The sequence below is a fragment of the Tenacibaculum insulae genome (genome assembly GCF_964512435.1).
GTDB classification, from domain to species: Bacteria; Bacteroidota; Bacteroidia; order Flavobacteriales; family Flavobacteriaceae; genus Polaribacter; species Polaribacter insulae_A.
On the sequence record NZ_OZ208512.1, the window covers coordinates 292390 to 306532 of the forward strand.

General features: G+C 30.4%; 10 protein-coding genes. 7 read left to right on the plus strand and 3 right to left on the minus strand.

From position 1 onward, the window contains the following. Positions 1-28 precede the first annotated feature (28 nt). Positions 29-3379, plus strand: a complete 3351-nt coding sequence (gene secA / locus ACN5J5_RS01285; RefSeq protein WP_418645551.1) for a preprotein translocase subunit SecA — start codon at positions 29-31, stop codon at positions 3377-3379. Positions 3380-3437: 58 nt separating this feature from the next. Here the strand turns inward: secA and ACN5J5_RS01290 are convergent, their stop codons facing one another. Then, the gene (locus ACN5J5_RS01290; protein WP_418645552.1) at positions 3438-4103 is read right to left on the minus strand and encodes a uracil-DNA glycosylase; all 666 of its coding nucleotides are present in this window, start codon (positions 4101-4103) and stop codon (positions 3438-3440) included. Between the two features lie 37 nt (positions 4104-4140). Between ACN5J5_RS01290 and ACN5J5_RS01295 the strand changes: the two genes are divergently transcribed. The 3 genes from ACN5J5_RS01295 (at position 4141) to ACN5J5_RS01305 (ending at position 8959) form a co-directional block, all read left to right on the plus strand. After that, entirely contained in the window at positions 4141-6348 is a 2208-nt protein-coding gene (locus ACN5J5_RS01295) for an endonuclease MutS2 (protein WP_418645553.1), read from the plus strand. A 114-nt stretch (positions 6349-6462) separates the two neighbouring features. After that, complete coding sequence (locus tag ACN5J5_RS01300; protein ID WP_418645554.1) at positions 6463-7569, plus strand: helix-turn-helix domain-containing protein; 1107 nt, start codon at positions 6463-6465, stop codon at positions 7567-7569. Positions 7570-7669: 100 nt separating this feature from the next. Further along, positions 7670-8959, plus strand: a complete 1290-nt coding sequence (locus ACN5J5_RS01305) for a hypothetical protein (RefSeq protein ID WP_418645555.1) — start codon at positions 7670-7672, stop codon at positions 8957-8959. Between the two features lie 54 nt (positions 8960-9013). Here ACN5J5_RS01305 and ACN5J5_RS01310 read toward each other — a convergent pair whose 3' ends face one another. Next, entirely contained in the window at positions 9014-9241 is a 228-nt protein-coding gene (locus tag ACN5J5_RS01310) for a hypothetical protein (protein WP_418645556.1), read from the minus strand. 21 nt (positions 9242-9262) lie between these two features. Next, the gene (locus tag ACN5J5_RS01315) at positions 9263-10654 is read right to left on the minus strand and encodes an MATE family efflux transporter (RefSeq protein ID WP_418645557.1); all 1392 of its coding nucleotides are present in this window, start codon (positions 10652-10654) and stop codon (positions 9263-9265) included. A 113-nt stretch (positions 10655-10767) separates the two neighbouring features. On the opposite strand from ACN5J5_RS01315, the gene tpx reads away from it, so the two are divergent. From tpx to ACN5J5_RS01330, 3 genes are read left to right on the plus strand one after another with little or no spacing between them, the layout of a single operon-like run. Then, positions 10768-11265, plus strand: coding sequence for a thiol peroxidase (gene tpx, locus ACN5J5_RS01320; RefSeq protein WP_418645558.1), 498 nt, complete (start codon positions 10768-10770; stop codon positions 11263-11265). A 7-nt stretch (positions 11266-11272) separates the two neighbouring features. Next, on the plus strand, positions 11273-11653 hold the full coding sequence (locus ACN5J5_RS01325) for a diacylglycerol kinase (RefSeq protein ID WP_418645559.1): 381 nt from the start codon (positions 11273-11275) through the stop codon (positions 11651-11653). Between the two features lie 27 nt (positions 11654-11680). After that, a complete protein-coding gene (locus ACN5J5_RS01330) occupies positions 11681-14110 on the plus strand; it encodes a DNA translocase FtsK 4TM domain-containing protein (protein WP_418645560.1) in 2430 nt (809 codons plus the stop codon). The last annotated feature ends 33 nt before the right edge of the window (positions 14111-14143 follow it).

Here is a 14143-nt window from a genome sequence, read left to right on the forward strand (position 1 = left end):
TAATAAGCTGCAAAACAATATTTTACAAATGAGCGTTTTAAATTCGATTCTAAAACTTTTTGTTGGTGATAAACAACAAAAAGACCTAAAATCTCTACAACCGATTGTTGAAAAAGCACAATTTTTTGAAAATTCATTAAATAGTTTATCAAACGATGGTCTAAGGACAAAAACAATTGAGTTTAAAACCAAAATAAAAGAGGCTACAAAATCTTTTACTGAAAAAATAACAACCTTAGAGGAAGAAGCTCTTACTGCAGACATTGATCGTCAGGAAGAAATATATGCTGAAATTGATAAATTAAAAGACGAATCTTATGAAGCATCAGAAGCTGTTTTATTAGAGATTATGCCAGAAGCTTTTGCTTTAGTAAAAGAAACTGCTAAACGTTTTACTAAAAATAATGAATTAGAAGTTACTGCAACTTCTTTTGACAGAGAATTATCTGCGACAAAAGAACACATTACTTTAGAAGGCGACAAAGCTTTTTGGGCGAGTTCATGGGATGCTGCCGGTAAGGAAGTAACTTGGGATATGATTCATTACGACGTACAATTAATTGGTGGATCTGTTTTACACCAAGGTAAAATTGCCGAAATGATGACTGGTGAAGGTAAAACTTTAGTTTCTACTTTACCTGTTTACTTAAATGCCTTAACTGGTAATGGTGTACATGTTGTAACTGTGAATGATTATTTAGCAAAACGTGACCGAGCATGGATGGCTCCAATTTTTGAATTTCACGGATTAAGTACCGATTGTATTGATTTTCATCAACCAAATTCTGAAGAACGTAGAAAAGCTTATAATGCTGATATTACTTACGGAACCAATAACGAATTCGGTTTTGATTACTTACGTGATAACATGGCTTCCTCAAAAGAAGATTTAGTACAAAGAGCACCTAACTATGCGATTATTGATGAAGTAGATTCTGTTTTAGTTGATGATGCTCGTACTCCATTAATTATTTCTGGTCCAGTACCACAAGGAGATCGTCATGAATTTAACGAATTAAAACCTTTGGTTGCCGATTTAGTTGCCATACAAAATAAATATTTAGTAGGTGTTTTGGCAGAAGCTAAAACCTTATTAAAAGAAGGTAACAGTAAAGAAGGTGGTTTCTTGTTATTAAGAGTATATCGCGGTTTACCTAAAAACAAAGCCTTAATTAAATTTTTATCGCAAGAAGGAATTAAGCAAATTCTTCAAAAAACTGAAAACTTTTACATGCAAGACAATAATAAGCTAATGCCTGAGGTAGATGCTGAATTATGGTTTACTGTTGAAGAAAAAAATAATCAAATTGATTTAACGGATAAAGGTATTGGGCATTTATCAGAAAAAACACAAAACGACACTTTCTTCGTTTTACCAGATATTAGCGTTATTGTTGGTCAGATAGACAATAGTGAGGATTCTCCTGAAGAAAAAGCGAATAAAAAAGAAGATTTATATCGTGATTTTAGTGTAAAAAGTGAACGTATTCACACCATGAATCAACTTTTAAAAGCATACACTGTTTTTGAAAAAGATGTTGAATATGTGGTTATGGATAATAAGGTAATGATTGTCGATGAACAAACCGGTCGTATTATGGACGGGCGTCGTTACTCTGATGGTTTACACCAAGCTATTGAAGCGAAAGAAGATGTAAAAATTGAAGATGCTACCCAAACATTTGCAACCGTAACTTTACAAAATTACTTTAGAATGTATCGTAAATTATCTGGTATGACAGGTACTGCGATTACTGAAGCTGGTGAGTTTTGGGAAATCTACAAATTAGATGTTGTTGAAATTCCAACAAACAGACCAATTCAAAGAGATGATAAAGACGATTTAGTTTACAAAACTACGCGCGAAAAATACAATGCTGTTATTGAAGATGTTGTTCAGTTATCAAAAGCTGGTCGCCCAGTTCTTATTGGAACAACTTCTGTAGAAATATCAGAATTATTAGGAAGAATGTTACAAATGCGTAAAATTCCTCATAATATATTAAATGCAAAATTACACAAACGCGAAGCAGATGTTGTTGCTGAAGCAGGTAATCCTGGAGTAGTAACAATTGCTACAAATATGGCTGGTCGTGGTACCGATATTAAATTATCAGACGAAGTAAAAGCCGCTGGCGGATTAGCAATTGTAGGTACAGAACGTCATGACTCTCGTCGTGTAGACCGTCAGTTACGTGGTCGTGCTGGTCGTCAAGGAGATGTTGGTTCATCGCAATTTTATGTTGCTTTAGATGACAATTTAATGCGTTTATTTGGTTCTGACAGAATTGCAAAAATGATGGATAGAATGGGATTAAAAGAAGGCGAAGTAATTCAGCATTCTATGATTTCAAAATCTATTGAAAGAGCTCAAAAGAAAGTTGAAGAAAACAACTTTGGTATTCGTAAGCGTTTATTAGAATATGATGATATTATGAATGCACAACGTGAGTTTGTTTACAAACGTCGTCGTCATGCATTAGATGGGCAACGTTTACAAATTGACATTGCAAATATGATTTACGACACTTGTGATTCGATCGTAAAACAAAATAAAATGAACAGCGATTACAAAAACTTCGAGTTTGAATTAATTCGTTTTTCAGCAATGACTTCTCCTTTTACCGAAGAAGAATTTAATAAATTATCAGAGCAAGAATTAGTAGACAAATTATACATAATCGTTTCTGAACATTATAAAAATGATGCAGAAAGAAATGCTGACAGTGCTTTTCCTGTTATTAAAAATGTTTTCGAAAACGAAGGCGATCGTTACGAACGTATTATTGTGCCTTTTACTGATGGTGCTAAAACAATACAAGTTGTTACTAACTTAAAAGAAGCCTACGAATCAGAAGGAAAATCATTAGTAAACGATTTTGAAAAAAATATTACTTTATCAATTATTGATGAAAACTGGAAAGATCATTTACGTAAAATGGACGAGTTAAAACAAACCGTTCAAAATGCAACTTACGAACAAAAAGATCCTTTATTAGTTTACAAGTTTGAAGCTTTTGAGTTGTTTCAAAAAACGGTAGACAAAGTAAATAAAGAAGTTTTATCTTTCTTATTTAAAGGGCAATTACCTAGTCAAGATGCTTCGCAAGTATCAGAAGCTGTTGCACAAAAACGCGAACAGTTAGATACTCGTAAAGACGAAGTAGAAAACTCTACACAACAAGCAATGAACAGAGCTCGTAACCAGCAAACACAAGAACAACAAGTTGTTGAAACTATTGTACGAGAGCAACCTAAAATTGGTCGTAACGAAAAAGTTACTATCAAAAATGTAATGTCTGGCGAAGAAAAAGAGGTTAAATACAAACAAGCAATTCCTTTATTAGAAAAAGGAACTTGGGTATTATATAATAACTAATTTCTTTTAGTTAAATAAAATAAAAGGCTGTTTGAAAAAATTCAAACAGCCTTTTATTTTACCAATTAACAGGATTGCTATTTACACTTTTTAAAAACGAATTGGTTTTAGAAAAATGTTTATTACCAAACCAATAACCTCTATTTGCACTTAAAGGAGACGGATGTCCTGAAGTTAAAACAGTATGTTTGTCTGTATTTATTAATTTCACTTTCTTTTTTGCAAATCCGCCCCAAAGTAAAAAAACAACGTTTTCTTTCTCTTCAGATATTCTTTTTATAACAGCATCTGTAAAAACTTCCCAACCTTGTTTTTGATGACTTCCTGCATCACTTTCTCTAACCGTTAAAGTAGCATTTAATAATAAAACTCCTTGTTTTGCCCAACGAGACAAATCGCCAGAAACTGGATATGAAACTCCTAAATCAGTTTCAATTTCTTTAAAAATATTTACTAACGATGGCGGATGTTTAATTCCATCAGCAACCGAAAACGACAATCCGTTTGCTTGCCCTTTTCCGTGATAAGGATCCTGACCAATTAGTACTACTTTTAAAGTTTCAAAAGAACAATAATTAAACGCATTAAATACAGCTTCTTGCTTCGGATAACACACATTATTATGGTATTCAAACGTTATAAAATCGCTTAAACATTTAAAATATGGCTTTTTAAACTCAGTTTGTAAAATATTTTTCCAGCTATCATTAATATTTAGTTGCATTGTTTGTTATTTTTGCTTTGGTTTCAAATATACTATTTTGACGAAAAACATTTCAGAAAAGACACTTCAAGATTTAGAATTTACAACGGTTTTAGAACAAGTTGCAACATACTGTATTACTACTTTAGGTAAAGAAAAAACCTTACAAATTCAGCCAATATCAAACAATAGGAATTTATTTTTTGAATTAAACTTAGTAAATGAATACTTAGCTTCTTTTGAAAATGAAAACAGAATTCCGAATCATTTTTTTGAAGATATAACAGAAAACATAAAGCGTTTAGCTATTGAAAATAGTTTTTTAGATACCGAAGCTTTTTTAAAAATTGCTACGGTTACTGAAACTGTAAATGAGCAAAAAAAGTTTTTAAAAAAATTTAACACCTACTATCCTACTCTTTTTACTTTAAGTGATGAAATTGAGTACACTACTTTTGTTACCGATGCTATAAAAAAAATAATTACATCGTATGGTGAAGTTGCCGATAATGCATCAATTATTTTAAAACAATTACGTAAAGATATTAATAACGTTCGCGGAAAAATATCAGAAAGTTTTACAAAAGCTTTAAGTAGCAGCATTACTAACGGTTATTTGGATGATATTAAAGAAACTATTATTGACAACCAGCGTGTTTTAGCCGTAACTGCAATGCATAGACGAAAAGTTAAAGGAAGTTTATTAGGTTCTTCTAAATCTGGCAACATTGTTTATATCGCTCCGCAAGCAACACTTACATACAGTAGAGAATTGCAAAATTTACTTTACGAAGAAAAACAAGAAATAGTAAAAATATTAAAAAAACTAGCGGAAGAAATTCGCCCTTTCACTCCTTTATTAAATGAATATTTAGTTTTTTTAATTCACCTAGATAGTATTGGTGCAAAAGCAAAATATGCAAGAGATATTAACGGATTATTACCTAAAATATCAAAAGAAAAAAAGATTTTTTTTAAAGATGCTTACCATCCTGTTTTATGGAAAAAAAATAAAGACCAAGGTCTTAAAACCTTTGCACAAACCATTCGACTAGACGAAAAACAACAGATTATTGTTATTTCTGGTCCCAATGCAGGTGGAAAAAGCATTACTTTAAAAACAATTGGTTTATTACAGCTAATGCTACAAAGCGGCTTACTAATTCCTGTTCACGAACGAAGTGAAACCACTTTATTTAAAACTATTTTAACTGATATTGGCGATAATCAATCCATAGAAAATCAATTAAGTACCTATAGTTACCGTTTAAAAAACATGCGCTCATTTTTAAAAAAATGTAATGATCGGACTTTATTTTTAATTGATGAATTTGGTACCGGTTCTGACCCAGAACTAGGAGGAGCTTTGGCGGAAATTTTTCTAGAAGAGTTTTACGAACGAAAAGCATTCGGAATTATTACCACTCATTACGCAAACTTAAAGGTTTTAGCCAACGAGCTAGATAATGTTACCAATGCAAATATGCAGTTTGACGAGCGTACTTTACAACCCTTATACAAGTTACACATAGGGCAAGCTGGTAGTTCTTTTACTTTTGAAGTGGCGCAGAAAAACGGAATTCCATATAGCTTAATTAACAGAGCTAAGAAGAGGGTTGAAACCGAAAAAATTAGGTTAGACAAAACGATTTCTAAGCTTCAAAAAGAGCGTAATCGTTTACAAAAAACGTCTGAAAGTTTGGTTAAACAAAAATCAAAAGGTCAAGAACATATTGAAAGTTTACAAGAAAAAGAGCAAAAAATGCAAAGTAAACTTTCTGGTTTTCAAGAATTATATGACAACAACCAACGAATGTTAACTTTAGGGAGAAAAACAAATGAGTTGTTAAACAAGTATTTTCAAACCAATAATAAAAAAGAATTATCTGCTGATTTTTTTAAATGGGTAGCTACCGAAAAAACGAAGCGTATAAAAAAGAAACCACTTAAAAAACTAACGAAACAAGAGAAAAAGCAAGATAAAATTATCGCTGAAAAACAAAAAGAAGTATTACAAAAAGTAGAAAAAGAAGTATTACAAAAAGTAGTAAAAGTTAGAGCCGAAAAGAAAGAAGAAGCCAAAAAAATAGCAATTGAAAAAGCGGCTTATATATACAAACTAAATGACCGAGTTCGTTTAATTGATGGTAATGCTGTTGGAACTATTGATAAAATTGAAAAGAAAACCGTTTTTATAAATTACGGATTATTTACCACCAAAGCCAAATTAGAACAATTAGAATTAGTTGAACGCGCTAAAAAATAAATGCCTTTTTTAAAAAGAAAGTTAAAGTTTAAAATTTTACTAACTTAGCTATTGGCTATCAACTTATTTTTAAACAAAATTTAATAATCAATTCGTAATAATCTTTTAAATTAAATGAAAGAAATTTCTTTAGACATTATTCATTTAATAGCAATTAGCGCGATAATAAACGGATTTATTTATAGCTTTTTACTCTTTTTTAAAAAAGAAAACAAGCTAGCAAATCGATTTCTTAGTTTACTAATAGCCTCACTTTGTTTAACTTTAGTTGCACCTGTTTTTGTTCAATTAAATTTTTTTGAAACATATACTTGGCTACAATTTTTTCCTGTTTGGCCCTTAATTTTAACTGGTCCCTCTTTTTATTTTTATTGCATCAGTTTAACAAACCCACAATTTAAATTTAAAAAAAAACAGTTATGGCATTTTAGCTTTATTCTAGTAAATTACCTTCCACTTATTCTTTTAAAATTTTTTAAGGAAGAAGACATTTCTATAATAATTTTAGCTTTTTTAAATAATATTGGTACGCTATCTGTTTTATTAATTTTAATCTACAGTTATTTAGCACATAAAGCCATTCATAATTATCAAAGTAATATTCTTAACAACCTTTCTTCTATCGAAAACATTCATTTAAACTGGATAAAACTGATCATCAATATTTTAGCTGTTTCATTTTTCATTATTCTTCTTCTTATTATATATTTATTTATTAAAGAAGACTCTAGCTCTACTGTTTACTTCGAAATAATTCCTGCTTTAATCATTTCTTTTACCATATACTGGCTAAGTATAAAAGGATTTATTCAAACACAAACAGTACTTTTTTATGATACATCCTTAGAATCAAAAACTATAAAAAACAAAGATTTTTCGGCAATCATCAAAAAAATAACTAATGAAATAGCAGAAAATAAATTGTATCAAAATCCAGATCTTAGTTTAAATTTATTAAGCAAACATGTAGCCATCTCTGAGCGAGAAATATCAAATGCTATAAATCAACATTTAAATAAAAATTTTTACACGTTTATTAATGAGTTTCGGGTAGAAGAAGTAATTACTAAAATAAAAGATTCTAATAACACACATATAAAAATACTAAATCTTGCTTTTGATGCTGGCTTTAATTCGAAACCAACTTTTAATAGAGTTTTTAAAGAATACACTGGTAATTCACCTAGTTTTTACAGACCAAAAAAGTCTCATCTGCCGTAAAACCTAATATTGAGACGTCTTAATTACTGTAAAATCACACAGTAAGCCTTACCTTATTTATTATTCTTTTTTATTTGTAATTATAAAACAAGAATATATCATGAAAAAAATAACACTTATTATTGCTTTGTTCATTACAGTAATGAATCAAGCTCAAAATTACTCATTTGTTCCTAAAAATTTAAAACTAATTTCTATGGATGAACTGATGAGAAAAGGCCCTCCTTCAAAATTAGATTTAGTGTATTATGAAGACGGTACTAAAACTACGCTTAAAGAAGTTATGCCGTTAATTATGCAACAAAAACTAATGCCTAAAATGTTTGTTGATAAAAACGGAAACTACAAATTATTGATAGCTGCAGGTGAAAAACCACAAAAACAAGCTTATTCATTTGTTCCTAAAAACTTAAAACTAATTTCTATGGATGAACTTGTAAAAAAAGGACGACCATCAAAATTAGATTTAGTGTATTATGAAGATGGTACTAAAACTACGCTTGAAAAAGCAATGCCATTAATTATGCAGCAAAAAGTAACACCAAAAATGTTTGTTGATAAAAATGGAAATTATAAATTACTAGTACTTGTAAAAATTAAACCTGTAAAAGTTGTAATTAACTATAAAAATATACCTAAACGTTTGGCTAATTTAGGCTACTCTTTTGGTAATCCCGAAAGCAATACGGTAATTATAAATACACAAGGAGGACCAATAGCAGACATAGAAACAAAAAGTTTTGAAGGTTTTTTTGTTGAAATAGGTAAAATTAATCCAAAAGATGTTTTTGCTATTAATGTACATCAAGTACAAACATTACATCCAGAATGGTTTAATAAAAAAGAAATAACACACGAACAATCAATCGAATTTAATAAAGAAACCACAAAAATACTTTATGACATGGTTTCTTATTTTAAATCTCAAAACAAAAAAGTTTATGTTACAGGGTTTTCTTATGGAGCATTTGCTGGAGCAGATCTTTTAGCCGAATACGGAGATGTTGCTGATGGCTATTTATTTATGGTTGGAAGATTAGATATGACAGAAAAAATATGGAAAACATTTTCTCAAGGAACTGAAGCATCTTTTAAAGAAGACGGTACAGAGGTAATAATTCATAAAAAACAAAACAATATACTAGATAACAATTTAAAAAGAACGGCTTCTGGCTTTGGTCATAAAAGATATACAAACTTATTAAAAGACACCAATCTCTCTAACGTTATTTACATCACAGGAAAAAAAGATCAAGCGGTTGGTAGGTTAACGAAAAAAGAAATTGATTTTTTAAAGTTAAAAAATGCAACTGTAATTATTGGAGAAGGAGGACATGAAACTACAGAAACACACTTAAAAAAAGGACTCTCTTTATTGTTTAAAAAATAACCTCAATAAAAATAGCAGTTAAAAAAATTAACTGCTATTTTTATTTTTTAAGTATTACTCTTCTAATCCAGCAATTTCTTTATCATAAAACTCTCCTGCTTTATCCATTAAATCGGCTAATTCAGTAGTTATATCTTCTTCTTTTTCGCCCGATAAATCTTCAAACCACTCCACTTCATCGTCTTTTAAGTTGATTAAAAAACGTGGATATTCTGTATGTAACACAAATATATCTTCTGGATAATTACTATTATCTGCTAATAAAAACTTAGGTAAATTCATAAAAAGTGTATTATTAATATTTTATTTATCCCCAATAATTGGGTTTGTTTTAATTAATTTTAAAGTTAATCTATTAAATCGTATAAATAATAAAATAGATGCTGTGGTTAATCCAGCTAATAATCCTAACCAAATTCCGAAACTTCCGTACATTTCTTCGCTTCCAAAAAAATAACTAATAGGAAAACCAACAACCCAGTATGATATAAAAGTAATTATTGTTGGCACTTTAACATCTTGTAAACCACGTAAAGCACCTAAAACCATTACCTGAATACTGTCTGATATTTGAAAAATAGCAGCTGCTATTAATAAATTTGCTGCAATTTTCATCACTTCCATATTATCTGCATAATTATCAGCATCGCTTAAATCAACATATAAATTAGGTAATGATTTATGAAATAAGTAAAAAATAGTTGCGAATACGGTTGCTAAAATAATTCCTAATAAAAAGATTGAAAAAGCAATTCTACGAAGCTCTTTGTAATTTTGCAATCCTTTTTGATTCCCAACTCTAATCATAGACGCTACACTTAATCCCATAGCCACCATAAATGTCATTGACGATAAATTTAATGCAATTTGATTTGCAGCCTGTGGATTTTTGCCCAACAATCCGCTTAACCAAATTGCTGCTGTAAAAATAGCCACTTCAAAAAACATTTGCATCGCACTCGGCGCCCCTAAATTTATAATTTTTCGAAGCATTAATTTATCTAACACAAATAATTTAATATTTGTTACTAATTTTTTTGAATGCTCCTTTTTGGTCAACATCCAGCGAAGGTGAATCACCATTACAACTCTAGAAAGTAATGTTCCGTACGCCGCTCCTACAATTCCCATTTCAGGAAAACCAAACTTTCCAAAAATTAGTAAATAATTTAAAACAACGTTTAAAACATTGGCTAAAATTGTAGCGTACATCGGATATTTTGTCATCGACAATCCATCACTAAATTGTTTGAAAGCCTGAAAAACTATCATCGGTATTAAAGAAAAAGCAACTAAATTTAAATACGGAATTGCCAATTCAACAACTTCAACGGGTTGTTTCATTAAATACATTAAAGGCTTAGAAAAAAACACCAATAAAAACATTAAAATTCCAATTACAGTACACAAAAATAATCCGTGTTTAAAGGTAGATTTTGCTTGTTTAAAATTATTAGAAGAATCTGCTTCGGCTATTAAAGGCGTAATTGCTGTTGAAAACCCAATACCTAAAGACATGGCAATAAACATAAAACTATTACCTAAAGAAACCGCTGCTAACTCTGCTGTTCCTAATTGCCCAACCATAATATTATCTACAAAACTCACAAAAGTATGCCCTAGCATTCCTAACATTACAGGGGCAGCAAGCTTCCAATTATATTTAAATTCTGATGTGTATTGTTGTAAATTCAAAAGATGTAGTATTACGGAATGCGAAGATAACTTTTTTAGCAGTCCGCTGTCATTATCTTATCCGTTTTTTAATTAATTTAATTACCTTTGATTTTTATAAAAACAAACAAAAAATGGCATCAATTACACTTAAAGGAAACCCTTTTGATACAACAGGAAATTTACCTGAAAATGGTAGTAAAGCAACCGATTTCTTATTAGTTGCAACCGATTTATCTACTAAAAAATTAGCTGATTTTAAAGGAAGCAGATTAATTTTAAATATTTTTCCTAGTGTTGACACTGGCACTTGCGCAACTTCTGTTAGAGAATTTAATAAAAAAGCTGCTGATTTAGAAAACACCAAAGTTTTATGTATTTCTAGAGATTTACCATTTGCACAAGGTCGTTTTTGTGGAGCTGAAGGAATTGAAAACGTAGTTATGTTATCTGATTTTACTACAGGAAATTTTGGTAAAGATTACGGTTTAGAAATTAAAAATGGTCCTTTAGCAGGTTTACACTCTCGTTGTATTGTTATTATTGATGAAAAAGGCAATGTTATTTATACTGAACAAGTAAGCGAAACGGTTAACGAACCTAATTACGAAGCTGCCTTAAACGTTTTATAATATTTTTATGAAAAATCCGAATGATGGTTTTATAAAAGGGCGACTGCGTAGTATGACATTTGCCTTAAAAGGCATGTGGTTATTAATTACTACTGAAGATAGCATTAAGGCTCAACTTTTTTTTGGATTTATTGCTACCTGTTTTGGTTTTTATTTTGATATTTCGGCAACTGAATGGATGTTTCAATGTTTAGTTATTGGAATGATTTTAGTTGCGGAAGCTTTAAATACAGCTGTTGAAAAAGTGGCTGACTTTGTACATCCTGAATATCACGAAAAAATTGGTTTTATAAAAGATATTGCTGCTGGCGCACCTGCTTTTGCTGCTGTAATTTCATTGATCATTGCAGGTATTATTTATCTTCCTAAAATAATAGCTATATTGTAGCGTTCAATTTATTTCTAACAAAAATACATGGCAAAAAAAAAGACGACCACTCAAAAAAAACAACCTAAAAATAGTTCATTAAAAAAAGTTAGCCTTTTTTTAATGAACAAACGTAATCATACTATTTTAGGCGCTTTTTTAGTGCTTTTCTCACTGTTTTTAACGGTTGCTTTTATTTCTTTTTTCTTTTCTTGGCAAGAAGATCAAAGTGCTTTAAGTCAGTTTTCTAACAAAACTATTCCTACCAAAAATTTATTAGGTAAAATTGGCGCTAAACTTAGTCACTTTTTTATTTATAAAGGCTTCGGTTTAGGCGCTTTTACCATATCAGTAACACTTTTTTTAACAGGCGCACGAATTTTACTACAAACCAATCTTAAAAGAATTATTATTTCTTGGAATTGGGGCTTATTAATAATGTTGTGGTTTTCGATTGCATTAGGTTTTGTTGAAGAAAAAAATGCTTTACTATCTGGTATTATTGGTTTTGAATTAAATGAATATTTACAAACCTTTTTAGGTAAAACAGGATTAATTATTTTATTACTTTTCTTTTTTATTACCTATTTAATCATCCGATTTAGTATTACACCAGAAAAAATTAACGATAAAATAAAAACATCAAACGAAAATCAAACTACCGAGATTAATGAAGTTGTTGCTGAAAATATAATTTCAAAAAAAGTTGAAGGAAAAGACACCTCAGTAAAGTCGGATTTTGAATTATCTGTTGAAAACTTACAACCTACAATTACAAAACATTCGGATGTAAAAACAGAAACTGAAACAGCAAACAAAGAAGAAATAACTTTAGATGTTAGTAAGAAAACAATTGAACCTACTGTAAAACCATCCGAAGAAACAATAAAAGAGGTTGAAGTTGCTATTGAGAAAATTGCCGAAGAAAAAAGTGTTTCTGAAAATTTATCTGATCAATTAATTAAAGATTTTGGCGAATTTGATCCTACATTAGAACTTGGAAATTACAAATTCCCAACCTTTAATTTACTAAAAGAATACAACGAAACTATTTCTGTTGATCCAGAAGAACTTGAAGCTAATAAAAATCGAATTGTAGAAACTCTTAAAAACTACAAAATTGGTATTGCTCAAATAAAAGCAACTGTTGGACCTACAATTACACTTTACGAAATTGTACCCGAAGCAGGTATTAGAATATCAAAAATTAAAAATTTAGAAGACGATATTGCTTTATCACTTTCTGCTTTAGGAATTCGTATTATTGCGCCAATTCCTGGTAAAGGAACCATTGGTATTGAGGTGCCTAATAAAAAATCGACCATCGTTTCTATGCACTCAGTTATTTCATCAAAGAGATTTCAAGAAAGTCCGATGGAACTCCCGATTGCTTTAGGTAAAACTATTTCGAACGAAACGCTTGTTGTTGATTTAGCTAAAATGCCACACTTATTAATGGCTGGTGCTACCGGACAAGGTAAATCTGTTGGATTAAATGCCGTGTTAACTTCATTGTTGTACAGAAAACATCCTGCCGAAGTTAAATTTATTTTAGTTGATCCGAAGAAAGTAGAACTAACTTTATTTAATAAAATTGAGCGCCATTACTTAGCCAAATTACCCGATACTGACGAAGCTATTATTACTGATACAACCAAAGTTGTACATACTTTAAATTCGCTTTGTATTGAAATGGATAATCGTTACGACATGTTAAAAAACGCAATGGTTCGTAATATTAAAGAATATAACACAAAATTTAGAGCTCGAAAATTAAATCCTGAAAACGGACATAAATTTTTACCTTATATTGTTTTAGTTATTGATGAATTTGCTGATTTAATTATGACAGCTGGTAAAGAAGTAGAAACACCAATTGCCCGTTTAGCGCAGTTAGCTCGTGCTATTGGTATTCATTTAATTGTTGCTACTCAAAGACCATCGGTAAATGTAATTACGGGTATTATAAAAGCAAATTTCCCTGCAAGAATAGCTTTTAGAGTAACCTCTAAAATAGATTCGAGAACTATTTTAGATGCTCCAGGTGCAGATCAATTAATTGGTCGTGGTGATATGCTATATTCTGGTGGAAACGACATCACTCGTATTCAATGTGCTTTTGTTGACACTCCTGAAGTGGAAAAAATAACCGACTTTATTGGCTCTCAACGTGCATATCCAGATGCCTATTTATTACCTGAATATGTAGGTGAAGAAGGTGGCACAAATGTTGATATAGACATTGAAGACAGAGACAAACTCTTTAAAAACGCTGCCGAAGTAATTGTTACCGCACAACAAGGTTCTGCCTCTTTATTACAACGAAAATTAAAATTGGGTTATAATAGAGCGGGACGATTAATAGATCAATTAGAAGCTGCAGGCATTGTAGGACCTTTTGAAGGAAGCAAAGCACGACAAGTTTTAGTACCTGATTTTATTGCTTTAGAGCAGTTATTAGAAAACGAGAAAAAATAATTATAAATTATTCCGAAAACGGAAGAAAATATA